The following is a 24,677-nucleotide window of genomic DNA, read 5'->3' as shown; positions in this document are numbered from 1 at the left end:
GCGGCGATCAGGGGGTGCGCCGGCGCAGGGTCAGCGACGCCGCGAGGAGCGACGCGACCGCGATCCCCGCGATCACGAGCAGCGGCCTCGTCACGTCCCAGCCCTCGTCGCCCGCGACGACCGCCGTCACCGCGTCGATCGCGTAGCTCAGGGGCAGCCAGTCCGAGACGGCGTGCAGCACCTCCGGCATCCGATCCCGCGGCATCAGCAGGCCGCCCAGGATGATCTGCGGGAACACGATCGCGGGCATGAACTGCACCGCCTGGAACTCCGTCCGGGCGAAGGCGCTCGCGAGCAGGCCGAGGGCGGTGCCCATGAGCGCGTCGAGCACGGCGACCAGCCCGAGCTGCCAGACGGGGCCCTCGGTCGTCAGGCCGCACACGAGCACCGCGAAGCCGACGGTGACGACGGCCTGCAGGGCGGCCACGATGCCGAACGCCAGGGCGTAGCCGACGATGAAGTCGCCCTTGCCGATCGGCATCGTCATGAGCCGCTCAAGCGTGCCCGATCGCCGCTCCCGCAGCGTGGTCACGGACGTCACCACGAACATCAGGATGAAGGGGAACAGGGCGAGGATCGGCGCTCCGTACTGGTCGAAGACCCCCTCCTGCTCGCTGAACAGCCAGGCGAAGAGACCCACGAGCAGGCTCGGCGCGAGCAGCAGCAGCGCGACGGAGCGCGGATCGTGGGAGAGCTGGCGCAGCACCCGGCCGGCGGTGGCGAGCGCTCTGACCGGGCTCACGAGCGGGCCTCGATCACGGCCAGGAATGCGGCCTCGGGATCGCGGGCCCCGGTGGAGGAGAGCAGCTCGTCGGGCGTCGTGTCGGCGACGATGCCGCCCTCTCGCATCAGGACCAGCCGGTCGCAGTGCAGCGCCTCATCCATCACGTGGCTGCTCACGAGCAGAGCGGCGCCCTCGTCGGCGAGCCCGCGGAGCAGCTCCCAGAGCTCGGCGCGCAGTACCGGATCGAGACCCACGGTGGGTTCGTCGAGCACGAGCACCTCGGGGCTTCCGAGGAGCGCCGCGCCGAGCGACACGCGGCCGCGCTGCCCGCCGCTCAGCGCGTCCACCCGCTGCCGCAGCTGCGGCTCGAGACCGACGAGGGCCGCCACGCGCTCGGCGTCACCGCGGGGGGCGCCGAGCATGCGCGCGAAGTAGCGCAGGTTCTGGCCGACGGTGAGGTCGTCGTAGACGGAGGCCGACTGCGTCGCGTAGGCGACCCTGCGACGCAGCGCTCGGGAGCCGGCGGGCAGCCCCAGCACCCTGATCTCGCCGCTGACGCCCAGCTGCACTCCGACCGTCGCGCGCATCAGCGTGCTCTTGCCGCATCCGGATGGCCCGAGCAGACCCGTCACCCGGCCGCGGGCGATGTCGAGGTCGACGCCCGAGAACACGTCCCTCCCGCCGCGCCGCACCGACAGGCCGCGCACCGAGATCGCCGGATCCGCTGAGCTCATATCTGCATCCTGCGCCGCCGGATCCGCAGCGTCAAGCGGCGCGCTGCCGATCCGCTCGGGCGGGCGGTGGGAGAATGTGAGCATGGCACACTCCTCGCAGCCCGCAGACCCTGCGGCCCCCGCTCCCCTCTCCGTCGGCGACGAGGTCGAGCTCGACGTCACGAACATCGCGCACGGCGGTGTGAGCGTGGCGCGCCACGGCGGCCGCGTCGTGTTCGTCGCCGACGCGATCCCCGGCGAGCGGGTGCGCGCCCGGGTCACGGAGGCTCGCAAGAAGTCGTTCGCCCGGGCGGTCACGGTCGAGGTGATCGAGGCGTCACCGGATCGACGCGACCACGTCTGGCCCGAGGCCGCTCTCGACCGCGCGCCCCAGGATCGCGCCGGAGGGGCCGAGTTCGGCCACATCGCCCTCCCCCGGCAGCGGGACCTCAAGGCCCAGGTGCTCGTGGACGCGATGCAGCGCTTCGGGGGCCTCGACGTCGAGGAGCTCGTCGGGCTCGAGGTCGAGGCGTGCCTCGGGGACGACGAGTCGAACGGACTCGGGTACCGCACCCGCGTGCGGCTGCACGTCGATCCCGAGACCGGCGCCGTCGGCCCCTACGCCGCTCGCAGCCGCCGCGTGATCCCGGTGCTGTCGCTGCCGCTCGCGACGGAGGGCGTCGAGGCCATCGCGCCGCTCGGGGATTCCATGCCCGACGTCGCCGCCGTCGACCTCGTCGCCCCGAGCGCCGACGACCCGCGCATGCTGCTGACCGTCGGAGACGGGAGGAAGCGGGCCGGCGAGGACGATCCGGTGCGCGAGCTCGTGGGCGACCGCGGCTTCCTGGTGCGCGCCGGGGGCTTCTGGCAGGTGCACCGCGAAGCCCCCGAGGTGCTGTTCACCGCCGTGCGGGACGCGGTGACGCACCTCATCGACGAGGGCCGCTTCGACGCCGCGGCGGCGAACCTCGACCTCTACGGCGGCGCCGGCCTGCTCGCGGCGGCCATGGCGGAGGCCGCGGGCCCGCAGGTCAAGGTCACGACGGTCGAGGCCGATGCCGGCGCCACCGACGACGCCGCCGAGAACCTCGCCGAGCTCGTCGGCGCCCGCGCGATCACGGCGCGCGTGGACCGCTACCTCGCGGATCTGCTCTCGGCCGCCCCGCCCGTTCGGGATCGCCTGCGGCGCGGCACCGTCGTGCTGGATCCGCCCCGATCGGGGGCCGGCGGCGATGTGTGCGCGCAGCTGGCCGGGCTCGCCCCCGCCAACATCGTCTACGTGGCCTGCGATCCGGTGGCGCTCGCGCGCGACACGAAGACGCTGCTCGCCGCCGGCTACGCACTCGCCGGGCTGCGGGCCTTCGACCTCTTCCCGCACACGCACCACCTCGAGTCCGTGGCGCTGTTCACCCGGGAGTAGGGCGCACCACGAGCCAATTCGGCGAACTCACACCTCGCTTCACTACCTTGGGCACACCGGATGCACTGGCAAGGGAACCAACATGACTGAGAACAAGACCACGGAACCGCGCAGCCGCAAGGGCCTGCTCGTGACGCTTGTGGTGCTCGCTATCGTCATCGCGGCCGCGATCGTCTTTGGAGTGATGCAGATGACCACGAACGGCGACTCGACTTCCCCCGCCTCGAACGGCACGGACACGAGCGAGACCGAGGCTCCCGGCACGCCGGGCGACGACGACACCGACGGCGCCGGCAACGGAGGCGACGAGGGCACCGGCGACGAGGGCGGCGTGAAGTCCGATACCCGTCAGGTCCTGCCGAAGACGATGGGCGGGCAGGACGCGATCGAGGCGCTCGGCGACGACATCGACGTCGTGGCGGAGCGCAACGGCATGACCGTCGACGAGCTGAAGGAGCTGCTGCTCCGCGACAAGAGCGCCAAGGTATCGAAGAACGGCTTCCTCCTCTACCCCTGACCCTCCCGGCCGCGGCGTAGGGCGCTTCGGCAGCTCGTTGTTCCAGCACAGTAGAATCCTCCGCCTGCCTCCTCCCCTCAAGTAGGCGCGCCCAAAAGTTACTTGAATGCAATAACTTTCTTGCGCTCAGCGAGCATTCAGGTTACTTTGGCTTGCGGTGCCCGACGTATTTCACGGGTGTCACCCGATCGAAAGATCCGGGCTTGTGCGACCGGCGGGTGGGAGTCTGCCGGGTCCCTCGCACGACCAAGCATGTCCATCAACACATTGAGGAAACAGCACAGCATGGGGGAAAGAGTGACGATACGTCGCCCGCTTGCGCTCGGCGCAGCAGCAACGATCGGCTTCGGCAGCCTCTTCCTCGCAAGCCCCGCGCTTGCCGAGGAAGCACCTACCGCACCGGTTGAGACCACTACCGCCGACAAGTACGAGCTCGCCGCAGCTCAGCTCGGCACGACGAAGGAAGACGTTCAGCAGCAGGAAGCAGCTGACAAGCTTCTCGTCACCGAGGGAGGCTTCGTCGCCCACATCGATCCCATCGATGTGCACGGGCACGCCGACTTCGAGATCGACGAGGCCCAGGTCCCGGGCGACCCGATCGGCGGCTCGCGCCCCGGCGCTCCCGTGACGGTCTACCTCGACTTCGACGGAGAGACCCTCGAGGGCACCAACTGGAACGAGCTCCAGGGCGAGGCCACGCTCAACTTCGCTGCCGCCTCCGGCGTCAACGAGGCGCGGGTCTGGGCAGCGGTCGCGGAGGACTACGCACCGTTCAACGTGAACGTCACCACGGTCAACCCCGGCGCCGACGCGCTCTACAAGACCTCGACGGATGACAACACCTACGGCTCGCACGTCATCATCACCGATTCGTACACCGATGTTCTCGACGAGGCCGAAGGCACCGGCGGCATCGCCTGGCGCGGCGGCACCGGCTCCGACTTCCTCCGGGGCGCGCTCGTCTTCACCGAGGGCGCGGGCGGCGCCGACGCGACCGCCAAGAGCATCGCCGAGATCGCCACGCACGAGTCCGGCCACAACTTCGGCCTCACCCACGACGGCCACGGCGAGGAGGAGTACTACGCTCCGACCGAGGGCCTGTGGGGTCCGATCATGGGCGCCGGCTACAACGTCCCCGTCACCCAGTGGTCGATCGGCGACTACGCCGGTGCGACCAACGGCGAGGACGATCTCTCGGTCATCACCGATCGTGGTGCCGCCGAGTACTTCCTCGTCAGCGTCACGCTGCCCGACGGCACGCCGTACGACGGCCCCGTGTGCCCCGTGAACGGCTCCGACCCGCAGAACCCGCAGCCGGGCGACCAGTTCCAGGTTCCGAACGCGGATAACCAGTGCGATGGCAGCGGCGCGATCCTGACCACCAACTGGACGTTCACCGACCGCGCTGACTTCGCCGCCGACGATCACGGCGACGACGCTTCCGGCGCTACGGCGCTCGACAACGCCACCGGCAGCTTCGCCGCCGAGGGCGTCATCGGCAACACCGCCGACGTCGACGCGTTCGCCCTCAGCACCGAGGGCGGCGAGGTCTCCGCGTCCGTCGAGGTCGCCGATGTCTCCCCGAACCTGAACGCGAAGCTCACCCTCATGGACGCCAGCGGCAACGTGGTGGCCGAGGACGCGGGCAACCCGACTCGGGACTCCGAGGCGGTCGCCAGCGGGATGGGCGCCTCCATCACGGCGAACGACGTCGAGGCGGGCACCTACACGCTCACCGTCGAGGGCGTCGGCACCGGCAACCCCGACAACGCGACGGGCGCGAACGCCGGCGGCTTCAGCAACTACGGCAGCCTCGGCAACTACACCCTCTCGGGTGAGGCCGCTCCGAGCGAGGATCCGGTCGTCGAGGCGCCCGCGATCACCGCTCCGGCCGACGGCTCGACCGTCGAGGGCCCCGTCACCGCGATCACCGGCACCGGCATCCCCGGCGCGACCGTGACCGTGACCGGCGCCGTCGAGGGCACCGCCACCGTGAACGCCGAGGGCAACTGGACCGTCGAGACGAACCTCGGTGCCGGCGAGTACTCGGTCAGCGCGACGCAGGCCGTCGAGGGCGTGACCTCGAACGCGACGACCTCCTCCTTCGTCGTGACGGAGCCCGAGGTCCCCGCCGCGCCGACGATCACCTCGATCACCGACGGCCAGGCCTTCCCGGCCGGCCAGGGCCCGAGCAACGTCTCCGGCACCGGCATCCCCGGCGCCACCGTCACCGTGACCGTGGGCGGTCAGTCCTACACGGCCACGGTCGGTGAGAACGGCACCTGGACCGTCGACTTCGGTGCGGCGCTGGCCGCCGGCAGCTACGATCTGTCGGCCACCCAGAACGTCGGCGGCGTCGATTCCGCCGCGGCCACCGTCTCCTTCGCTGTCGCGTCCGACAACGGCGGTGGCGGCAACGGCGGCGGCGATGGTGACGGCAACGGTGAGGGCGGCAACGGCGGCGGCGACGACCTCGCCAACACCGGTGGCCTCTCGCTGCTCCCCCTCGGCATCACGGCTGCGGCCATGCTGCTCGTGGGCGGCGCGGTGACCGTGCTGGCGGCTCGTCGTCAGAAGGCGGCCGAGCTCTAAGCCGGAACGCAGTAGCGGAATGTGACGCGAGTCTGCTCGCGTAGCACTCCAGAGGAGCGGGGGGGGGGGGGGGGGGGGGGGGGGCCCCCGCCGGCGGGGGGGGGGGGGCCCCCCCCCCCCCCGCCCCCCCCCCGGTCGCGTATCCCCCCTGTGGGGGGGGCCCCCGACGTGGGGGGCGCCCCCCCGCTTCCGTTATGCCCCTTCGCCCGCCCCCACGGCAGCGACCACCGGATCGGCGACGTCGTCGACGGACTTGTCGGGGCGCCAGCCGCGCCACACCGCCTGCCGCAGCCGCCCCGAGGCGGTCAGTTGCTTGTAGGTGACCTCCGCCACCAGCTCCGGGGTCACCCAGTGGGCGTCGACGCGGTCGGCACCGGGTACCGCGACCGGAGGAGAGGCCTGTTCGATGCCGCTCAGACGTCGGCGGATCGCTCGACGATCGGCGTTCGAGAAGCCGGTGCCCACCCGCCCCGCATAGCGGAGCTCGCCGTCGTGCACGGTGGCGAGCAGCAACGAGGCGAGGCCGAGCGCGTCCGCCTCGCTCCGTCGCCATCCGACGACCACGACCTCCGCCGTCTCGAAGAGCGGGATCTTGAGCCAGTCCAGGGAGCGCGCACCGGATCGATACGGGCTCTCCCGCCGTTTGGCGACGATCCCCTCCAGGTGCAGACGCCGGCTCGCGGCGATCGCCTCGGCGGCGTCGCCCTCGAACGCGGGCGGAAGGGCGACCGGCACGGCCGGATCGTCGTCGATCATCTCCAGGAGCAGTCCGCGTCGCTGTTCGTAGGCGAGCCGACGACAGTCCTCTCCGTTGACCGAGAGCACGTCGAAGAGCAGCAGCGACACCGGCGCGACGGATCGGGCGCGGGCCACCTCCCGCGCCCCGCTCAAGCCCATCCTCGTCTGCAGCCGACCGAAGCTCGGCGCGCCGTCCTCCCCGAAGGCGACGATCTCGCCGTCGAGCACCGCCCCGTCTGCGGCGACCACCTCGGCGAGCCGGCCGAGCTCGGGGTAGGCGTCCGTGATCTCGGCGCCCGAGCGGCTCATGAGCCCGACGTCGCCGCCGTCGAGGGTCGCGAGCGCACGGATCCCGTCCCACTTCATCTCGAAGGCCCAGCGCTGCTCGTCGAGCCGCTCCAGCTGCTCCGGCGACGCGCGGGTGGCGAGCATCGGCCTCATCCCGGCATGATTCTGCCGATCGGCTCCTCCGGTCTTCAGTTCCATCAGGTGGATCATCCATGACGGCTTCGGATCCGGCTGCGTGCGGAAGAGGGCCAGCCTGCGCGTGCCGCCCAGGCCGCCGCCCGCCGTCCCGGTCAGCGTCGCGATGACCTCGTCCTCCCGCCACTTCTCGAGCTCGTACGTCCCGCTGTCCCAGATCTCGACCGTCCCCGCGCCGTACTCGCCTTTCGGGATCTCTCCCTCGAAGAAGCGGTACTCCATGGGGTGATCCTCGGTCGGCACGGCGAGGTGATTGCGGGCCGGATCGGTGGGCACCCCCTTCGGCAGCGCCCAGCTGACGAGCACGCCGTCGTGCTCGAGCCGGAAGTCGTAGTGGAGGCGCCGGGCCTCATGGCGCTGGATGACGAACCTCAAAGGTTCCAGGTCCCCTCCCCGCGGCCGCACCTCGATCCTCTCGGGCACCGGCTCGGGCGTGACGCCCGCGTCCCGCATCGATCGATAGCGGGATAATCGGTCCAGCCTCTCGCCGCCCCCTGCGGCGCGTTCGGCGATCGCCGCGAGCGGGTCCCCGCGGCGCTCCACGCGCTGCAGCACCTCGTGATACTCCAGCTGCCGCAGGTGCGGAGAGGCGAGCTCGCGCCAGGTCCGGGGCGCGGCGACCGTGGGACGCACGCGCCCCCGGAGCGAGTACGGGGCGACCGTCGTCTTGCTGGCATTGTTCTGGCTCCAGTCGATGAACACCTTGCCCGGCCGCAGCGACCGCTTCATCGAGCTCGTCACCTCGTCGGGGTGATCCGCCTCGAGAGACCGCGCCAGCTCGCGCGCGACCGCCGAGACCTCGTCGGAGCTCTGCCGTCCGTCGAGTGCTGCGTACAGGTGGATGCCCTTGCTGCCGCTCGTGACGGGGATCGACTCGAGGCCCATGTCGGCGAGGATGTCGCGCACGAGGCGTGCCACCTGGGCGCACTCCCGCAGGCCGACGCCCTCCCCCGGATCGAGGTCGAGCACCATCCGGTCCGGGGGCAGCTGCTCGTCGCCCCGCCCGAACCGCCACTGGGGCACGTGCACCTCGAGGGCCGAGAGCTGCGCGAGCCACACGAGCGTCGCCTCGTCGTTGACGAGGGGATAGCGGTTGACGTGATCCCGATGCTGGATGCTCCGCGTCTCGACCCAGTCGGGCGCCCCCTCGCCGAGGTCCTTCTGGAAGAAGAAGTCGGCCGACCCGTCCTCGCCGACGCCCCTCGGCCACCGCTTGCGCGTCGCCGCCCGGTCGCGGCAGTGCGGCAGCATCACCGGCGCGATCGCGCTGCAGTAGCCGATCACGTCGCCCTTCGTCGTTCCGGTCGAGGGGTAGAGCACTCGGTCCAGGCTCGAGAGCCGGATGCGGCGCCCCCCGATCGTCACCATCTGATGAGATCCAGCCATGGGTACATCATCGACCGGGGGATCCGCAACTGGGTAGCCCTTTGACATCGAGATCGGCTGTACTGTACCCATGAGAGCGATCTGGACCGGGGCGATCACCTTCGGCCTCGTCAATGTGCCCGTCAAGCTCTACAGCGCGACGGAGGATCACGACCTCGATCTGCACCAGGTGCACGACGAGGACGGGGGCCGGATCCGCTACCAGCGCCGCTGCGAGGTGTGCGGAGAGGTGATCCCCTACGAGCACATCGACCGGGCCTACGTGGAGGACGAGGAGACGGTGGTGCTGACGCGGGAGGAGCTGGCGGCGCTTCCCGCGGAGCGCAGCCGGGAGATCTCGGTCGTCGAGTTCGTGCCCAGCGAGCAGGTCGACCCGATCCTCTTCGAGCGCAGCTACTACCTCGCGCCGGCGGGGAAGTCCTCGAAGGCCTACGTGCTGCTGCGCCGCACCCTGGAGAAGACCGACCGCACCGCCATCGTGCAGTTCGCGCTGCGCCAGAAGACCAGACTCGCGGCGCTGCGAGTGCGGGGGGACGTGCTGCTCGTGCAGACGCTGCTCTGGGCCGACGAGGTGCGCGAGGCCGCCTTCCCCGCCCTCGAGGAGCGGGTGCGGATCAGCGCCAAGGAGATGCAGCTCTCGGCGGCGCTCGTGAAGAGCTTCTCGTCCGACTTCTCGCCGGAGGACTTCCGCGACGAGTACCAGGAGGAGCTGCGCACCCTCGTGCAGGCGAAGCTCGAGGAGGGGGAGGCGCTCGACACCGAGGCGACCTTCGGCAAGGACGGCGAGGACGGCGATGGAGCGGGGGCCGAGGTCATCGACCTCATGGAGGCACTCAGACAGAGCGTGCAGCGGTCCCGGGCCGCGAAGGGGCGGAGCCGGAAGGGGCGATCCGGCACGGCGAAGCCCCGCGCGCGGAAGAAGAAGGCGGCGGGCTGAGGCGCCGCGGCGGGCCGTCCATTCCGTCAGGATCCGGCGATCCGGCCGTTCCCATCGACGGGGCCGCGGCCCCGGTGAACGACGAAGCCCCCGGCTGCACCGGGGGCTTGTCGTGACTCCGGTAGCTGAGGCGGGGCTCGATCCCGCGACCTCACGATTATGAGTCGTGCGCTCTAACCAGCTGAGCTACTCAGCCAAACCTGATCCGAAGACCAACAGAGTCAGAGCCCCGAGCCAGGATTGAACTGGCGACCCCTTCCTTACCATGGAAGTGCTCTACCACTGAGCTATCGGGGCGCGGCCATCTTGCGATGACAACCGTTAGAGAATAACACCTTTCTCATGTCGATGCGAAATCGGCCGCCCGCCTCGCGAGCCGCTGCACCCGGATCCCCGATATCATCTCGGCAGGGCGAAGACCTCGGGGAGATCCGGGGCGCGAGCCGCACGACGGGGAACGGGAGGAGCGCACGTGAGCAGCCGGTGGGTGGCGACGATCGGCATCGTGATGGCGGTCTGGATGTCTCTCGGCCGATGGGCGGTCGGGCTGGGAGGGCCCCTGACCTGGTGGTATCTGCCGACGATCGGCCTCGGGTTCGCGGCGCTGCAGCTGTGGGCCGCTCGCCGCATCCGCGTCACCCGCGAGCGCGGACGCCGGACCAGCCGCAGCACCATCGTGAGCCTGGTGCTCGCGTGGGTCTCGGCGATCGGCTTCGGACTGACCGTGCCCGACTCCGTGAACGGCGAGCTCGTGTCGATCCTCAGCGCGCCGAGCGGGTCGACGTGGTCGACCGAGATGTCGATCGCGCTGTGCAATCCGCTCGGGATCGTGGCGTTCGCCCTCGCCGTGGCCGCGGTGGCGTTCGCGGCCGCCGACGGACGGGAGCCCCGGCCCGAAGAGGACGAGGCGGACGGAGCGGGCGCCGGCATGGTGCCGCATCCGCTGAGCGAATAGCCGGCCGTTTCGCGGCTCGGCGCAGAACAGGCTAGACTGATCCGCGGAGCATTCGCCTAGCGGCCTATGGCGCACGCCTGGAACGCGTGTTGGGTTCACGCCCTCGGGGGTTCAAATCCCCCATGCTCCGCCACGCGAGGCCCCCGGTCCTCGTCGAGATCTCGACGAGGACCGGGGGCCTTCCGCATGCCCCGGGCCGCTGGGGAGCATCCCTGCGAGACTGGTCGCATGGGATACACGGCACTCATCACCGGAGCTTCGACCGGCCTCGGGGGCGTGCGGGCTTTGCAGGTCTCGGGGGGGGGCGTCTCGGGGGGGCTCGTCGCGCGCGACGAGCACCGGCTGCGGGCGCTCGCCGACGAGCTGCGGGGCTCCCGGGAGCGCGCCGAGGTGATCGCGGCCGACCTCACCACCGCGGAGGGGCTCGAGCGGGTCGCGGCTCGGCTCGCCGACGATGATCGCCCGATCGACATCCTGATCAACAACGCCGGCTTCGGCGTCTACGACGGCTTCGAGCGCAGCGACATCGCGGCCGAGCGGCGTCTGCACGAGCTGCTGTCGTGGGCGCCGCTCAGGCTCTCCCACGCCGCCGTGCCGGGGATGCTGCAGCGCGGCCGGGGATGGATCCTGAACGTCGCGAGCGTCGCAGCCTTCACGCCGACCGGCACCTACGGGGCCGCGAAGGCCGCAGTGGTCTCCCTCTCCCGCTCGCTGAACGCCCGCTATCGCGCCCGGGGCGTTCGCGTGACGGCGCTGTGCCCGGGGCTGCTCGACACGGAGTTCCACGAGCGCATGGGGCTCGATCACCTGCCGAGACTACCCCGCATGGCCTGGGCCGATACCTCCCGCGTCGCCCGCGAGGGGCTCCGCGCCCTCTCCCGCGGCCGCAGCGTGATGATCTCCGACTGGCGCTACCGTCTCGTCGCACCGCTCACGCGCGTGCTGCCCGACCGGCTCCTCGAGCGGGTCTCCACGACGAACGAGGGCGGGCCGCTGTAGACCACCGCACGATAGGCTGGGTCGATTGTGACCGCCCCATCCGCAGCCGCCCGATCCCGCCCCTGGATCCCCCTCTTCATCGCGGTGTGCCTGGTCGCGGCCAACATGCGGATGACCATCATGGGAGTGGGCCCGCTGCTCGACCAGATCGCCGACGACCAGGGCGTCAGCCCGTCCGCGCTCGGCGCGCTCGCCTCGGTGCCCCTGCTCGTCTGGGCGTTCGTGTCGCCGCTCACCCACGCGATCAGCGTGCGGATCGGCATGTCGCGCACCATCTCCTGGTCCCTCGTCGTGCTGGCGATCGGCACCGTCTGGCGTTCGCTGCCGGGCGGCCCCCTCAACCTCTGGCTCGGCACCGCCCTCATCGGGGCGGCGCTCGCGGTCGGCAACGTGCTTATGCCCGCGGTGATCAAGCGGGACTTCTCGCATCGGGTGCCGCTGGTGATGGGCGTGTACACGGCCGTGCTCGGCGCGCTGGGATCGGTCGGCGCAGGCATCGTGGCGCCGCTCTCCCACATCGAGCACGGCGGCGAGGAGCTCGGCTGGCGGTTCGCCATGCTCGGCACCGGTGTGCTGATCCTGCCCGCGCTCGTCGCATGGGTGTGGGCGAACGCGGGCCGGCGGACGGTCGCCCCGATGCACCCCGAGCAGCTGGGAGGCGGGGCGGGCGGCGTCGGCGCCGCGGCCCTCGAGGCCCTGGCTCCGGAAGCGTCCGGCGGATCCCGCGCCGCGGACTCGCCCGGCAGACCCGATGCACGGGCGCCCGGCGCCCGGGGCCGGAGCGCCGGGCGCCGCATCTGGCGGGATCGGCTCGCGTGGCTCGTCGCGTTCTACATGGGTGCGCAGTCGGCGCTCTTCTACATGCTCACCACCTGGCTCGCCCCGCTCGAGATCTCCCGCGGCCGCTCCGAGGTCGAGGCCGGCTTCGACGTCATGTTCCTGCAGCTGACGGGGATCGCGGGATCGATCCTCATCCCGCTCCTCTACCGCGGCCGGCTGCGGCGCTGGCTCCCGGCCCTCATCCCGATCGCCATGGGAGTGTCGGCGACGGGGATCGTGTTCCTCCCGGAGCTGCTCCTGCTCTGGATCCTGGTCTACGGGCTCGCCACCGGAGCGTCACTGAGCATGGGGCTCACGCTGGTGGCGGTGCGAGCGCGCACCCCCGAGAGCTCCAGCGCCCTGTCGGGCATGTCGCAGTCCGTCGGCTACCTGCTCGCCGCGGGAGGGCCGATCGCGTTCGGATGGCTGCATGAGATCTCCGCGGGGTGGACGCTGCCGTTCGCGCTGCTCTTCGCCGTGGCGCTCGGTCAGGTGCTCGCGGGGCTCGCGGTGGGCCGGGATCGCTACGTGCTGGAGCACTGATTCTGCGGGCGCCTCTCCGACCGCTCGGCCTCCGCTAACCTGGCGGGGTGAGGAAACGGTGGGCGCTCGGCACGGTCGGCGCACTGATCGTGGCGGGCGGCGGGTACACCTGGGCGTGCGCCGCGACTCCGCTCCCCGAGCTCCGGGTTCAGCCGGCGGTGGCGGAGACGGCCGAGTTCCCGGCCGATCCCGCACCGGCCGAGGCCGCGGTCGCCGCCTACCCGCAGCCCACCGCCATCGGCTGGGCGGAAGCGGACGGGGTGTGGACGAACGATGCCTCGCCGCATCCGATCGCCAGCATCACGAAGCTCGTCACCGCGCTCGTGTGCCTCGAGGCCGCGCCGCTCGCGCCGGGCGAGGACGGGCCGGTCTACACGCTCACGGAGGAGGACGAGCGCGTGCAGCGCGAGCTCATCGCACTCGACGGCGTCGCGCACCCCCTCCCCGCCGGATCGCAGCTGACCACGAGACAGCTGCTGCAGCTCGCCCTGATCCCCTCGTCGAACGACTACGCGATCTCCTACGCGCGGGCCACGTTCGGCAGCGAGGACGCGTTCCTCGCCGCGGTCGCGGAGTGGGCCGACCGCAACGGCCTCGAGACGCTCGAGCTGGTCGAGCCGAGCGGCATGGACACGCGCAACCGGGCGAGCGCCGACGATGTGGTGCGCATCGCCCGGCTCGCGCTGCAGAACCCGACGATCACCGAGATCACGTCGATGCCCAGCGCCGAGATCCCGGGGATCGGCGTCGTGGAGAGCACGAACCCGCTCATCGGCCGCCCGGGAGTGATCGGGCTCAAGACCGGGCGCACGGTCGACGCGGGCTACAACCTGGTCGCGGCCCAGCAGGGCTCGGCCGCGGACCGGAGCGTGGTGAAGATCGCGGCGACGCTCGGACGCGCCACCGGTGAGGATCGCGCGGCCTCGACCGGAGCGCTGCTCGGCGCGATGGACGCCCTGCCGCAGACGATCGAGGTGGCCGCCGAGGGGGAGCGGATCGGCGAGGTGACCACCTGGACGGGGGAGACGATCGATCTGAGCGCGGAGCGCGGGGCGAGCGCCGTGCTGCTGCCCGGCGAATCGGCCGGCCGCACCGTCGACCTCGGAACGGTCGGGGCCGGGCCGTCCGGGGCGACCGCCGGGACGATCCGGGTCGAGACCCCGAGCGGAGACGAGGACGTCCCGGTGCTCGTGGGCTCGGCCATCGAGGAGCCCGACCTGTGGTGGCGCCTCACGCACCCCGCCGAGCTGTTCGGCTGAACACGCGCCTCCCCGCAGCGGCCGACTTCAGCAGCCGGCGCCCGCCGGCCCTCAGCGGTGGATCTGCCCTCAGAGGAATCAGGATCCCGGTTCCGATACCGCTGGAGGCAGACCCACCGCTGGAGGCCGCCCACGGGAGAGACGCCGCCGAAGGGGACGTCGGGGCAGAACCGTGAATCCGCTGCGAAAGCCAGCGTGGCGGAGAGCCCGCCCCGCGGCGCGGTCTAGCTTTGAGACATGAACTGCCCGAGCGACGGAACGACCCTGCTCATGAGCGAGCGCCAGGGGATCGAGATCGACTACTGCCCCCAGTGCCGCGGCGTCTGGCTCGACCGCGGCGAGCTCGACAAGATCCTCGAGCGCGCCCAGGCCGAAGCCGAGGCCGCGGCCCCGCCGGCCTCCACTGCTCCTCCCGCTCCCTCGGCTCCCCCGGCGGCGCCGCAGCAGCCCTACGCCCCTCCCGCTCAGCAGCCCTACGGGCAGCCTCGATACGACGACCGCCGGTACGAGGATCGGGATCGCGGCTACGGCGACCGCCGCTACGACGACCCCCGCTACGGCTCGTCGCGCGACGGCCACCGTCGGAAGCAGAAGAAGCCGATGGACTGGCTGGGCGACCTCTTCGACTGAGACGACGGGGCGACACGGCCGGCCCTCGCTACCGACCCGACCGGCTCGCGACGCGCGCGCCCATGATCGAGACGAGATCGTAGGCGCAGTGCGACGCGGCCACCGAGGTGATGCTCGCGTGGTCGTACGCCGGCGCGACCTCGACGACGTCGGCGCCGACGAGGTTCTTGCCGCGCAGGCCCCGCAGCAGCTCGAGCAGCTCGCGACTCGTCAGCCCTCCGGCCTCCGGCGTGCCGGTGCCGGGAGCGTGCGCGGGATCGAGCACGTCGATGTCGATGGAGATGTACAGGGGGGCATCGCCGATGCGCGCGCTGATGCGTTCGATGATCTCCGTGAACGGGGTCGTGTGGAACTCCCGGGCGTGGACGATCGTGAACCCGAGCTCCTCGTCATCGCTGAGGTCGTCGGCGCTGTAGAGGGAGCCGCGGATGCCCACGTGAGCCGAGTGCTCCTTCAGCAGCAGCCCCTCCTCGATCGCGACGCGGAACGGCGTGCCGTGGGTGACGGGCGTGTCGAAGTAGGGTCCCCACGTGTCGAGGTGCGCGTCGAAGTGCACGAGCGCCAGGGGGCCGTGCTCGCGATGCAGGGCGCGCAGCGACGCGAGCGCGATCGTATGATCCCCGCCCAGCACCATGACCGGCTTGCCGCCCTTCGCGAGCGCCGAGATGCCGGCCTCGATCTCGCCGAGCGCCGTCGTGATGTCGAACGGGTTGCAGTCGATGTCGCCGGCGTCGACCACCTGCACCGCTTCGAACGGTGCGACCTCCAGCGCGGGATTGTAGGGGCGCAGCAGCCGGGAGGCCTCCCGGATGCCACCGGGGCCGAAGCGGGCCCCCGGCCGGAAGGTCACGCCGCTGTCGAACGGCACGCCGACCACGGCGAGGTCGTGCTCGGCGACGTCGTCGATGCGGGGCAGGCGGGCGAACGTCGTGAAGCCCGCGTAGCGGGGGGAGAGCTGGCCGTCGATCGGGGGGACTGGGGTGCTCGTGCTCAAGTGGGAACCCTTCTGCTTCATGCGGGCGAGCGATCCGCGCGGCCCTGGGCCACGACCGTCCACCCGGTACCGGCGAGTCAGACTCATTATCCGCTTCGCCAACGAGACGCGGGATCGATCGGGACGCACCTCCAGCAGCACCCGATTGCGATGTAGGAAGCTACAATCGATGCATGGTCGAGACCCGGTCCCCTGAAGCGTCCGTGACCGTCGGCGATCTGCTCGCCGACGGCACCCTGTCGGCGACCGCCGCCGTGCTCCCCCGCGGAGCCGAGCGGCGGCCCGTCTTCTGGGTGCACGCGACCGAGCAGCTCGATCCGCGCCCCCATCTGCGACGGCACGAGCTCGTCTGCACCCTGGGCAGCTCGATCGTGCGACCCCGCGCGGCCCACGTGTTCGTCGATGCGCTCGACGAGGCGGGCGTCGCGGGCATTGCGCTCGGCCTCGGCGAGGTCCACCTCGAGCCGCCCGAGGAGCTTCTCGAGGCCTGCCGCCGTCGCGGCATGCCGCTCCTCCTCCTCGAGCACGGGATCCCCTTCCTCGCGGTGAACGACTCCGTCCTCCGGAGGCGGAGCCAGATCGAGAGCGACGCGAGGAGGCGCGAGACGTCGTTGCTCGCGCGCCTCCTGACGCTGGCGCGCGATGGAGCCGGAGAGGAGGCGCTGCTGCGCGAGGTCGCCGACGCGCTCGGCGGCGAGGTGGGCCGGGACGAGGCGGGCGGCGCCCTCGTGTGGAGGGCGGACGGGGAGGCCCCCTCGACCGCGTTCATGGACCAGCTGGAGAGCCTCCTCGAGTTCTCGAACGTCGAGCAGGCGCGGGAGCTGCTCGAGCTGCAGCAGCGCCTCGGGCAGCTGATCGACCTCATCATCGGCGGCCTCGCCCACCCCGCGGCGCTCCTGCCCGAGATCGAATCCCAGGGCCTCGATCCGGATCGCCTCAGGGTCTCCTTCTGGCCCGCCGGCAGTGAGGGCGCGATCGGCCGTCGCTGGGCGAACGGGCTGATCGGCACGACCTCGCGCGAGGTCGCCCTGATCACCAGCCCCGAGACCGACGACTCCTTCTCATCGCTCGGCCTCGTGTGCGGCTACAGCACGGTCGTCTCGCTCGGCAGTCTCCGGCAGGCGTTCAGCGAGGCCCGGGCCTCGCTCCGCCTCGCGCGCAGCCGGGGCGGCGTGGCCGGCCCGGATCAGCTCGCCTCGCTCGACGCCCTGCTCGAGCAGCAGGCCCCCGAGCAGCTGGCGCCGTTCATCGAGCAGCTCGTCGATCCGATCGTCAGGGCCGACGAGATCGGCCGGGGCGACCTGATGGCGACGCTCTCGGCGTTCATCGCCGAGGATCGGCAGCTGCAGGCGACGGCCGAGCGGCTGTTCGTCCACGTCAACACCGTGCGCCACCGTCTCGCGCGGATCGCGGAGCTCAGCGGCCGGGATCCGCTCACGCTGACGGGCATCTCCGATCTCCGCGTCGCCGTCTGGGCCGCCGAGCGGCGGCTCACCGTGCGCCACCGCATGATCAAACCGCTCGGCCGGTGACCGCGGTCAGTCGCGCACCGGCACCTCCCGGCGCTCCTCGGATGCGCGGCTGCGCTCCACGAGCGTCGCCTCGTCCTTCCTCGGCCCGAGCAGGCTCGTGACGACCATCGCGAAGGCGCTGGCGACGAGACCGAAGTAGATCGGCTGATCCGCGGCGAGCCCGAAGATCGCCATCGACGCGATCACCACCGCGCTGCCGACGAGGATCGACGCGAAGGCCCCCTGGGACGTCGCACGACGCCAGAACAGCGCGGCGACCACGGGGACGAGCAGGCCGCCGACGAGGAGGTTGTACGCGACGGTGAGGGCCGTCACCACGTCGCGGACCACCAGGGCCACCAGGATGACGACGACGCCCGCGGCGAGGGTCCACCAGCGGCTCTCCCTCATCGACTCCATGCGCGCGCTCTTCTTGACGAGCACGCCCCACACGTCGTTGCCGAAGACGGTGGAGGAGGCGAGGATCGTCGCGCTCGCCGTCGACATGATCGCCGCGAGCGCGGCGGCGAGCACCAGGCCGCTCAGACCGTCGGGCAGCACGCCCTCGGCCAGCACGGCGAACGCCTTGTCGGGCGCATCCAGATCGGGGAAGAGGGCCGCAGCGGCCATGCCGATGACCGCGCCGGCCACGGCGTAGATCATGCAGTAGACGCCCGCGCCGAGCCCGCCGTACTTCGCGATCTTCGGGGAGCGCGCGGTGAACACCCGCTGCCAGACGTCCTGCCCGATGATGATGCCGAAGAAGTAGATGAGGAAGTACGTGAAGATCGTGCTGCCGCCCATGCTGCCGAGGTCGAAGTAGCTCTCGGGGAGCTCCAGCTTCAGGCCGGACCAGCCGCCCGCCTGCCCGACGCCCATGGGCAGGAGGATCAGGAAGATGCCGACGGTCATGATCAGGAACTGGAGGATGTCGGTCAGGGAGATCGACCACATACCGCCGAGCACGCTGTAGATCACGACAACGCCTCCGCCGATCAGGATCGCGGGGGTCGCCGGCACCCCGAGGATCACGTCGACCACGGCGGCGATGGCGAGCACCGAGGTGACGGCCACCATCAGGTCGTAGGCGATCATCACGACTCCGCCGATCACCCGGCTGGTCGCCGTGCCGTACCGGCGCTCCAGCATCTCCGGGAGGGAGTAGACGCGCAGGCGGGTGAGCGTGCCCGAGAAGAGCAGGCTCAGCGCGACGATGCCGACGCCCAGCCAGAACACCATCCACATGCCGGAGATGCCGTACGTGTAGCCCAGTCGCACACCGCCGATGGTCGAGGCGCCGCCCAGCACGACCGCGGCGAGGGTGCCCATGTAGAACAGCGGGCCGAGACGGCGGCCCGCGACCAGGAAGTCGTCGTTGCTGTTCGCACGCCGGTACCCGAGGTAGCCGAAGAGCAGCATCACCACGAGGTAGGCGAGGATGACCACAAGATCCAAAGACACGATTTCCTCCGTTTCGGAGCGCTTCGGCGGTGAAGGCCCCACAGTCGTCGCATCCATTGTTCCCACCGTCGCGGGCACGGCCTAGCACTGCGCCGAAAGGCCGTCGCGCCCTCCAACGGGACACGACGGAAGTGTAGGTTCCTACAACGAAGAGGCTCCGGAAGCCGCTCGGACGGATGGAGCGAGCCCCTACGCCAGGCGCTCGACCTCCACGAACGCGATCGTGCCGGATCCGCGGTTCTCGATCCGGTGCTCGGACCCGGCCGGCCGCGTGTAGCTGCGCCCCGCCACGAGCTCCGACACGGTCTCCGCGCCGTCGGCGTCGGTCACGTGCATGGTGTCGGTGACCATCGGCACCACCACGTACTCGTGCTCGTGTCGGTGCATGGGGATGGCGCCGCCCGGCTCGATCGTCCACCGCGTCACCCGGAAGATCTCGTTCTCGAGCTGCACCTCGCCGTGCGATCCCGTGTGCGTCTCGTTCATCGTGCGATCCTCTCGAACTCGGAGGCCGTGGCCTCGGTCTCCGGGTCCACGAGCATCGCCTCCAGCACCGGGACCCCGGCGGTGAGGTGCGTCGCGCCGTTCAGCGCGAGGGTCGCGGCGGCCTCCGCCGAACGCACGCTCGCGACCAGCGTGCGGGTGCGCGTCGGGGCGAGGATCCGCTCCATCCGGGTGATCGTCGCCAGCCCGTCGGCGCCCGAGTCGACGATCCTCCCGTAGTACGGCGCGATGTAGTCGACGCCGAGGGATCCTGCGTAGGCCGTCTGGGCCAGGCTGTACACCGCGGTCAGCAGCACGCGCACATCGCGCCGCACCAGGGTCGCCGCGACCCGGAAGCCCGCGGGCGTCGCCGGGAGCTTCACGACGGCCAGCTCGCCGAAGGCCGCGATCCGCTCGGCGTCCGCGAGGAGCTGCGCGCGGTCGCCGCCGGTCGCCTGCATGAAGATCTCGCCGGCGCCCGCCTCGGCGAACGCCTCGTAGAGCTCCGGAAGCTCGGCCCGCGTACGCCCGTCCCGGTGGAGGATCGTCGGGTTCGACGTCACCCCCGCGATGAGCCCGTCCTGCAGCATCGGCACGACCTCTTCGACCCTCGCGCTATCGGCGTACAGCTTCATTCGGATCCTCTCGCGCCGGCTCGGCGCCTCGCGACCCGCGACCGGGTCCGTTCGTTTGTGCGCAGTGCTCACCTGGATGCAGAATCAGAGTACTCCAGAGGCCACCCCGTCGAAAGGCACACGCATGGGATCGGACGCGCGCGACCTCGCCGGAACCGTCGTCGTCGTGACCGGGGCGGGATCCGGGATCGGCGCCGCGATCGCGCGCGACCTGACGGAGCGCGGCGCGCGCGTCGTGCTGGTCGACCTGCGCCCCGAGGCCGTGCGCGGGATCGCCGCCGGGCTCGGGCCGGACTGCACGGAGATCGTGGTCGGCGACGCCGGCGACCCCGAGGTCGCGCAGCGGGCGATCCGCGCCGGAGCGGACCGGTGGGGCCGCGTCGACAGCGTCGTCGCGAACGCCGGGGTGGGCCGCTTCGGCGGGCTGCTGGACCACACCGACGACGAGATCGCCGCCATGAGCGACACGAACTTCCTCGGCACCGTCTGGCTCGCCAGGGCCGCCGTCGCGCACTTCCGCTCGCGGGAGGGAGGCGGCGACGTCGTCGTCATGAGCTCGGCCGCCGGGCTCGGCCACGGCGGCGGCAGCGAGGCCGTGTACGCCGCCACCAAGGCGGCGCAGCGGCAGTTCGCGCTGTCGCTCGACCGGGAGGTGCGTGCCGAGGGCATTCGGGTCAGCACGATCGCCCCGGCCGCCGTGAACACGGGGTTCGCGGCCTCGACCGGCCGCTTCGGCGGGCTCCCGCCCGAGGAGGGGCCCTATCTCCGGCCCGAGGACGTCGCGTTCGCCGTCGTCACCGTGCTCGGCCAGCCGCGCCGCCTGCGCACCACGGTCTGGAGCCTCTGGAGCGCGGCCGAGCCGATGTGATCCGGGCGACCGCGGGCCGCGCGCACCGCGGCCCTCGGCTCCGGTCTCAGGCGTTCGGGGGCTCAGGCGCTCAGGCGCTCAGGCCGGCGCTCCGCGGAGCAGCGGGCCCACCGCCGCCTCGAGGGCCGCGAGCGTCCCGGCGCGCTCCCGGTAGAGCTCGACCCCGGCCGGATCCGGTTCCACGGTCATCCGGATGCGCTCCGCGGGGTCGAAGGCGATCTCCTCGCCGACCGCGGCGGCGCCCGCCATCGCGGCGCCCATGGCGGCGTGCTCGAGGTCGGACGACACCAGGACCGGGAGCCCCGCAGCGTCGGCCAGGGTCTGCCGCCAGAGGGGGAAGCGGGCGCCGCCGCCGGTCATCACGAGGCGGCGCACCGGCTCGCCGGCCGTCGACATCCTCGCCAGCGACCCCGCGAGCGACAGGCAGACCCCCTCGACCACGGCGCGGGCCGCGTGCGCGCCGGAGTGCTGGTACCCGAGCCCGAAGAGATGCGCGCGGGCGCGGGCGTCGACGACCGGGGTGCGGGTGCCGCCGAGGTGGGGCGACGCCATCAGCCCATCGGCGCCCCTCGGCACTCCGGCCGCCTCCGCCATGATGCGCTCGATCGCGGCCGGGGACGCCGTGGGCCGCCCGAGCAGCCCGGTCACGACCCAGTCGACGGCCAGCCCGGCGGCCAGCACCACGCCCATCGCGAACCACTGCTCCGGGCGCGCGGCCGGCATCACGTGCACCCCCGATGCCGGCTCCAGCGGGGCGGGCGTGCGCCTGACCACGGTTCCGCCGGAGCTGATGGCCGCGGCGGCGCTCCCCGCATCCTCGAGGCCCAGCGCCAGCGCCGCCATCTGCTGATCCCCTCCCCCGAACGCGACCGGCGTCCCCGGAGCGAGGCCGGTCGCCTCGCCTGCTTCGGCCGTCACGGCTCCCGCCGTCGAGAGGGACTGGCCGATCGGGGGCAGGAGCGCGGCGTCGAGCCCGAGCGCGGCCGCGATGCCCAGGGCGGGTTCCCGCTCGCGGACCGCGTACAGCAGCGACCCCGCGGCGTCGGTGGCCTCGGTCGCGATCTCGCCGATCAGGCGGAAGCGCACGTAGTCCTTGGGGAGCACGGCGTAGCGGGCGGCGAGGTAGGTCTCGGGCTCGTTCTCGCGCACCCAGGAGAGGCTGACCCCCAGCATGCCGGTCGCGACGGGCATCCCGGTGATCGCCTCGACGGCGTCGCCGCCGACGACGCGATCCCACTCGCGCACCTGCGCGCCCGACCGAGCGTCCGACCAGATGATCGCCGGGCGCAGCGGCGCTCCGGCGGCGTCCACGAGCACGAGCCCGTGCATCTGCCCCGAGAGCCCGACGGCGCGCACGTCGAACGCCCCCGCGCCGAGGACGGCTCGGATCGCCTCGCAGCACGCCCGCCACCACGCCTCGGGATCCTGCTCCGCCCAGGAGGGGCGCGGCCGGGAGACCCCGTAGCGCACCTGGGCGTCGGCCACCGTGCGACCGAGGGCGTCCAGCAGCACCGCCTTCACGCTCGAGGTGCCGAGGTCCACGCCGAGGTACACCGCCGTCGCCGCCATTCGCGCCCTTCCTCGTATCCTCGCGGCCGCCCGCTCGTGCGGCCCGCTCCCGCCCGCCCGCTCGTGCATCCCGCGATCCGCGTCAGCCGATCCTGTCCCGCACGATCCTGCGGAGAGCCTCCAGGGCCAGGCCCACCGAACCTGTGTCGATCCGCTCGTCGTGCCCGTGGATGTGCTCGCGGTAGCGCTCGTAGCTCCAGGACGGGCCGAGCAGGCCGAAACCGTAGGCCGGGATCCCGAGCTCTCTGAAGAGCCGCGCGTCGGAACCGCCCGCCGCCATGTTCGGGACGACCGGTGCGCCTGAGACCGCCGTCACCGCGCGCTCCACGGCGGCGTAGAGGGGCGTGTCGGTGGGCGAGGAGGTGGCCGCCCAGCCGCGCAGGTGACGGATCTCGACGCGGTCCGCGAGTTCGCCGAGCATCTGCCGCAGCAGCTCGTCGACCTCCTCGTCCGTCGTGCCGGGCAGCGTGCGGATGTCGAGGTCGATGCGCCCCTTGCCCGGGATCACGTTGTGCGTCTTGCCCGCGCGCAGCACCGTCGGCGAGAGCGTGACCCGCGAGATCGCGTGGGCGTATCCCGCGATGCCGCCGAGCTCCCCGAGGGCGGCGTCGAGCCGCACGGGATCGCGCAGCCGCTCGGCGAGCCGTGGATCCGAGACGCGGGCGGACACGAATCTGCTCCACAGCTCGCCCAGCTGGATCGCGGGCTCGAAGAGCGCCAGCCGCTGCATCACCTCGCCCAGGCGCACCGCCGCGCTCTGCGCGCCGTAGGGGATCGAGGCGTGCCCGGGCACCCCGCGCACGATCAGGCGACGGCCGGCCGATCCCTTCTCCGCGACGCCGATCGCGACGTGGTCGCCGAAGCGCATGCCGCCCGATTCCGAGAGCACCTCGGTGACGCGCAGCGCCCCGGGATGCTCGCGGAGCAGCCAGTGCAGGCCGTACTCGCCGCCGGCCTCCTCGTCGGCGACGGCGAGCAGCACGAGGTCGCCGCGCGGCCGCTCGGGGGCGAGCGCCGCCTCGCGCAGCACGCAGGCGAACACCGCCGTGAGGTAGAGCATGTCGACCGCCCCGCGGCCCCACACCTCGCCGTCGATGATCTCGCCGCTGAAGGGGTCGCGGCTCCAGCCGTCGGGGTCGACGGGCACCACGTCGAGGTGCCCGAGCAGGCCCAGCGCCGGAGCCTCGGGATCCGTGCCGCGCACCCGCGCGATCAGCGACGCGCGACCCGGGGCCGATTCGAACACCTGCATCTCGAGCGCGCCGTCGGGAACGCCGGAGAGGAAGCGCTGCAGCACCCGGACGTTGCGGATCTCCTGGCCCGAGGCCGGATCCCCGTCATTGACGCAGGCCTCGCGGATCAGCGCCCGCAGCAGCGTCACCGCCGCACCGGCTCCCGCCTCGGGATCCGCCGTCGTCCAGGAGTCGGCGCCGCCCGGCGCCGGGATGCTCTCCCCCTGTTCGTCCAAGACCTCGCTCCTTCTCGGGCCGTTCGCGCCGCGCATCAGCCGTCGGGTGCGCGGCGTCACCCTGCCTCCACGATAGCGCGGGAGCGCGATCCGTCAGTCGAGGGCTTCGCGTCCCGGTGCGTCCGTGCGCCGCGTGGGGCGCTGCAGGCTCTCGCCCGACGCGGGCGCGCTACGCGAGGGCCCGCACCCGCACCGAGAGGCAGGTGGGGCAGCCCTCGAGCTTCTCGTACTCCGAGATCGCGACCTCGGTGACGGCGTAGCCGAGATCCCGCAGCATCTCGGCGGTCCGCGGCGCCGAGGCGGAGATCAGCAGCTCCGAATCGCTGAGACACACGACCGCGGTGCCGTGCGGCTCGGGGACGGGGAGGAAGCGGTCGAAGATCGCCGGGTTGTCGACGAAGTCGGGGTAGCCGATGACGGTGCCGTCGGGCAGCGCGGTGACGGCGGTCTTGAGGTGCAGCACCTTGGTCACCGGCACGGCCACCACCCTGCCGCCGAGCGGGGCGAGGATCCGGCGCAGTTGCGCGATCCCCTCGGCGTTGGTGCGGCCGCCGCGACCCACGTACACGGTGTCGCCCACCTTGAGCACATCCCCGCCGTCGAGGGTGCCCGGCGCCTGGATCTGCGCGACGGGGCAGCCGAGCGCCTGCAGCGCGCGGCGCGTGCCCTCGGTCTCCGGCTTGCGGCTGTCGGCGCCGGGGCGGCTGATGACCGCGACGTTGCGGAACATCACGACGGTGTCCTCGACGAAGACCGAGTCGGGGCAGTCGTCGGCGGGGTCGACCTCGATCGTCTGCCAGCCGTGCCCCTCGAGCGCCGCGACGTATCCGCGCCACTGCTCGCGAGCGCGCTCGATGTCGACGGCGACCTTCTCGATGTGGTCGACGATGCCGTCGTCGAGCAGAGAGCTGGGCTGGCGCACGAGGGCGATCTTGGACATGGCGGCGTCTCCTCCGGATTCCTGGGCGGTGCG

The 24,677-nt window shown here is 72.1% G+C and carries 21 protein-coding genes and 3 tRNA genes; 12 read left to right on the top strand and 12 right to left on the bottom strand.

All coding sequences use genetic code 11. The annotated features are described in order from the left end of the window. Window positions 1-7: 7 nt before the first annotated feature. Together JD276_RS07410 and JD276_RS07405 are read right to left on the bottom strand one after the other, a co-directional pair. Window positions 8-742 carry an ABC transporter permease gene (locus JD276_RS07410; RefSeq protein ID WP_200115005.1) on the bottom strand — a complete coding sequence of 245 codons (735 nt, stop codon included), beginning with the start codon at window positions 740-742 and terminating at the stop codon, window positions 8-10. Further along, window positions 739-1,458 carry an ABC transporter ATP-binding protein gene (locus JD276_RS07405; protein ID WP_200115004.1) on the bottom strand — a complete coding sequence of 240 codons (720 nt, stop codon included), beginning with the start codon at window positions 1,456-1,458 and terminating at the stop codon, window positions 739-741. The genes JD276_RS07410 and JD276_RS07405 overlap by 4 nt, the downstream gene beginning before the upstream one ends. An 82-nt stretch (window positions 1,459-1,540) precedes the next feature. Here JD276_RS07405 and JD276_RS07400 point away from each other — a divergent pair, with 82 nt between their 5' ends. The 3 genes from JD276_RS07400 to JD276_RS07390 all read left to right on the top strand — a co-directional run bounded on the left by JD276_RS07400 (window position 1,541) and on the right by JD276_RS07390 (window position 5,966). Continuing rightward, window positions 1,541-2,857, top strand: coding sequence for a class I SAM-dependent RNA methyltransferase (locus JD276_RS07400; RefSeq protein ID WP_200115003.1), 1,317 nt, complete (start codon window positions 1,541-1,543; stop codon window positions 2,855-2,857). Window positions 2,858-2,939: 82 nt separating this feature from the next. Beyond that, window positions 2,940-3,374, top strand: coding sequence for a hypothetical protein (locus tag JD276_RS07395; protein ID WP_200115002.1), 435 nt, complete (start codon window positions 2,940-2,942; stop codon window positions 3,372-3,374). Window positions 3,375-3,671: 297 nt separating this feature from the next. Beyond that, a complete protein-coding gene (locus JD276_RS07390) occupies window positions 3,672-5,966 on the top strand; it encodes an Ig-like domain-containing protein (RefSeq protein WP_200115001.1) in 2,295 nt (764 codons plus the stop codon). Between the two features lie 192 nt (window positions 5,967-6,158). Here the strand turns inward: JD276_RS07390 and JD276_RS07385 are convergent, their stop codons facing one another. Further along, window positions 6,159-8,573 (bottom strand): ATP-dependent DNA ligase, encoded by a 2,415-nt coding sequence (locus JD276_RS07385; RefSeq protein ID WP_200115000.1) that lies wholly within the window; start codon window positions 8,571-8,573, stop codon window positions 6,159-6,161. A 70-nt stretch (window positions 8,574-8,643) separates the two neighbouring features. Between JD276_RS07385 and ku the strand changes: the two genes are divergently transcribed. Then, complete coding sequence (ku, locus tag JD276_RS07380) at window positions 8,644-9,510, top strand: non-homologous end joining protein Ku (protein WP_200114999.1); 867 nt, start codon at window positions 8,644-8,646, stop codon at window positions 9,508-9,510. A gap of 122 nt (window positions 9,511-9,632) precedes the next feature. Here the strand turns inward: ku and JD276_RS07375 are convergent. Further along, window positions 9,633-9,706: transfer RNA gene (locus JD276_RS07375), tRNA-Met, on the bottom strand. A 29-nt stretch (window positions 9,707-9,735) separates the two neighbouring features. Continuing rightward, window positions 9,736-9,807 (bottom strand) — tRNA-Thr (locus JD276_RS07370). A gap of 175 nt (window positions 9,808-9,982) precedes the next feature. On the opposite strand from JD276_RS07370, the gene JD276_RS07365 reads away from it, so the two are divergent. The 6 genes from JD276_RS07365 to JD276_RS07340 all read left to right on the top strand — a co-directional run bounded on the left by JD276_RS07365 (window position 9,983) and on the right by JD276_RS07340 (window position 14,715). Beyond that, window positions 9,983-10,465 (top strand): hypothetical protein, encoded by a 483-nt coding sequence (locus JD276_RS07365; RefSeq protein WP_307866497.1) that lies wholly within the window; start codon window positions 9,983-9,985, stop codon window positions 10,463-10,465. 45 nt (window positions 10,466-10,510) lie between these two features. Beyond that, window positions 10,511-10,598, top strand: a tRNA-Ser gene (locus JD276_RS07360). A gap of 95 nt (window positions 10,599-10,693) precedes the next feature. Continuing rightward, complete coding sequence (locus JD276_RS07355; protein WP_200114998.1) at window positions 10,694-11,464, top strand: SDR family NAD(P)-dependent oxidoreductase; 771 nt, start codon at window positions 10,694-10,696, stop codon at window positions 11,462-11,464. Window positions 11,465-11,491: 27 nt separating this feature from the next. Continuing rightward, the gene (locus JD276_RS07350) at window positions 11,492-12,826 is read left to right on the top strand and encodes an MFS transporter (protein WP_200114997.1); all 1,335 of its coding nucleotides are present in this window, start codon (window positions 11,492-11,494) and stop codon (window positions 12,824-12,826) included. Between the two features lie 47 nt (window positions 12,827-12,873). Then, window positions 12,874-14,085 (top strand): D-alanyl-D-alanine carboxypeptidase family protein, encoded by a 1,212-nt coding sequence (locus JD276_RS07345; RefSeq protein ID WP_200114996.1) that lies wholly within the window; start codon window positions 12,874-12,876, stop codon window positions 14,083-14,085. Window positions 14,086-14,322: 237 nt separating this feature from the next. Then, the gene (locus tag JD276_RS07340) at window positions 14,323-14,715 is read left to right on the top strand and encodes a TFIIB-type zinc ribbon-containing protein (RefSeq protein ID WP_200114995.1); all 393 of its coding nucleotides are present in this window, start codon (window positions 14,323-14,325) and stop codon (window positions 14,713-14,715) included. A gap of 28 nt (window positions 14,716-14,743) precedes the next feature. Here JD276_RS07340 and speB read toward each other — a convergent pair whose 3' ends face one another. Continuing rightward, window positions 14,744-15,730, bottom strand: coding sequence for an agmatinase (gene speB / locus JD276_RS07335; RefSeq protein WP_200114994.1), 987 nt, complete (start codon window positions 15,728-15,730; stop codon window positions 14,744-14,746). Window positions 15,731-15,882: 152 nt separating this feature from the next. Here speB and JD276_RS07330 point away from each other — a divergent pair, with 152 nt between their 5' ends. Continuing rightward, complete coding sequence (locus JD276_RS07330) at window positions 15,883-17,241, top strand: PucR family transcriptional regulator (RefSeq protein ID WP_200114993.1); 1,359 nt, start codon at window positions 15,883-15,885, stop codon at window positions 17,239-17,241. Between the two features lie 6 nt (window positions 17,242-17,247). Here JD276_RS07330 and JD276_RS07325 read toward each other — a convergent pair whose 3' ends face one another. From JD276_RS07325 to JD276_RS07315, 3 genes are all read right to left on the bottom strand, one after another. Continuing rightward, the gene (locus tag JD276_RS07325) at window positions 17,248-18,681 is read right to left on the bottom strand and encodes a sodium:solute symporter family protein (RefSeq protein WP_307866496.1); all 1,434 of its coding nucleotides are present in this window, start codon (window positions 18,679-18,681) and stop codon (window positions 17,248-17,250) included. A 189-nt stretch (window positions 18,682-18,870) separates the two neighbouring features. Next, the gene (locus JD276_RS07320) at window positions 18,871-19,167 is read right to left on the bottom strand and encodes a cupin domain-containing protein (protein ID WP_200114992.1); all 297 of its coding nucleotides are present in this window, start codon (window positions 19,165-19,167) and stop codon (window positions 18,871-18,873) included. Further along, the gene (locus JD276_RS07315) at window positions 19,164-19,799 is read right to left on the bottom strand and encodes a transaldolase family protein (protein WP_200114991.1); all 636 of its coding nucleotides are present in this window, start codon (window positions 19,797-19,799) and stop codon (window positions 19,164-19,166) included. The genes JD276_RS07320 and JD276_RS07315 overlap by 4 nt, the downstream gene beginning before the upstream one ends. Window positions 19,800-19,923: 124 nt before the next feature. On the opposite strand from JD276_RS07315, the gene JD276_RS07310 reads away from it, so the two are divergent. Beyond that, window positions 19,924-20,667 carry an SDR family oxidoreductase gene (locus JD276_RS07310; protein WP_200114990.1) on the top strand — a complete coding sequence of 248 codons (744 nt, stop codon included), beginning with the start codon at window positions 19,924-19,926 and terminating at the stop codon, window positions 20,665-20,667. A gap of 78 nt (window positions 20,668-20,745) precedes the next feature. Here the strand turns inward: JD276_RS07310 and xylB are convergent, their stop codons facing one another. The 3 genes from xylB to ddaH form a co-directional block, all read right to left on the bottom strand. After that, a complete protein-coding gene (gene xylB / locus JD276_RS07305) occupies window positions 20,746-22,236 on the bottom strand; it encodes a xylulokinase (RefSeq protein WP_200114989.1) in 1,491 nt (496 codons plus the stop codon). Window positions 22,237-22,318: 82 nt separating this feature from the next. Next, complete coding sequence (locus JD276_RS07300; RefSeq protein WP_233615441.1) at window positions 22,319-23,704, bottom strand: M20/M25/M40 family metallo-hydrolase; 1,386 nt, start codon at window positions 23,702-23,704, stop codon at window positions 22,319-22,321. A gap of 169 nt (window positions 23,705-23,873) precedes the next feature. After that, on the bottom strand, window positions 23,874-24,644 hold the full coding sequence (gene ddaH, locus JD276_RS07295) for a dimethylargininase (protein ID WP_200114988.1): 771 nt from the start codon (window positions 24,642-24,644) through the stop codon (window positions 23,874-23,876). Window positions 24,645-24,677: the final 33 nt, after the last annotated feature.

Origin of the sequence: Leucobacter chromiisoli (genome assembly GCF_016522505.1) — a bacterium.
Classification (GTDB): Bacteria; Actinomycetota; Actinomycetes; order Actinomycetales; family Microbacteriaceae; genus Leucobacter; species Leucobacter chromiisoli.
The sequence above is the reverse complement of the archived record's forward strand: the minus strand, read 5'-3'. Positions and strand labels throughout refer to the sequence as shown.

Coding starts and splice junctions, on each gene's coding strand:
- JD276_RS07405 (WP_200115004.1), bottom strand. CDS start 1,458: ATGAGCTCAGCGGATCCGGCGATCTCGGTGCGCGGCCTGTCGGTGCGG.
- JD276_RS07400 (WP_200115003.1), top strand. CDS start 1,541: ATGGCACACTCCTCGCAGCCCGCAGACCCTGCGGCCCCCGCTCCCCTC.
- JD276_RS07395 (WP_200115002.1), top strand. CDS start 2,940: ATGACTGAGAACAAGACCACGGAACCGCGCAGCCGCAAGGGCCTGCTC.
- JD276_RS07385 (WP_200115000.1), bottom strand. CDS start 8,573: ATGGCTGGATCTCATCAGATGGTGACGATCGGGGGGCGCCGCATCCGG.
- ku (WP_200114999.1), top strand. CDS start 8,644: ATGAGAGCGATCTGGACCGGGGCGATCACCTTCGGCCTCGTCAATGTG.
- JD276_RS07355 (WP_200114998.1), top strand. CDS start 10,694: ATGGGATACACGGCACTCATCACCGGAGCTTCGACCGGCCTCGGGGGC.
- JD276_RS07340 (WP_200114995.1), top strand. CDS start 14,323: ATGAACTGCCCGAGCGACGGAACGACCCTGCTCATGAGCGAGCGCCAG.
- speB (WP_200114994.1), bottom strand. CDS start 15,730: ATGAAGCAGAAGGGTTCCCACTTGAGCACGAGCACCCCAGTCCCCCCG.
- JD276_RS07330 (WP_200114993.1), top strand. CDS start 15,883: ATGGTCGAGACCCGGTCCCCTGAAGCGTCCGTGACCGTCGGCGATCTG.
- JD276_RS07320 (WP_200114992.1), bottom strand. CDS start 19,167: ATGAACGAGACGCACACGGGATCGCACGGCGAGGTGCAGCTCGAGAAC.
- JD276_RS07315 (WP_200114991.1), bottom strand. CDS start 19,799: ATGAAGCTGTACGCCGATAGCGCGAGGGTCGAAGAGGTCGTGCCGATG.
- JD276_RS07310 (WP_200114990.1), top strand. CDS start 19,924: ATGGGATCGGACGCGCGCGACCTCGCCGGAACCGTCGTCGTCGTGACC.
- xylB (WP_200114989.1), bottom strand. CDS start 22,236: ATGGCGGCGACGGCGGTGTACCTCGGCGTGGACCTCGGCACCTCGAGC.
- ddaH (WP_200114988.1), bottom strand. CDS start 24,644: ATGTCCAAGATCGCCCTCGTGCGCCAGCCCAGCTCTCTGCTCGACGAC.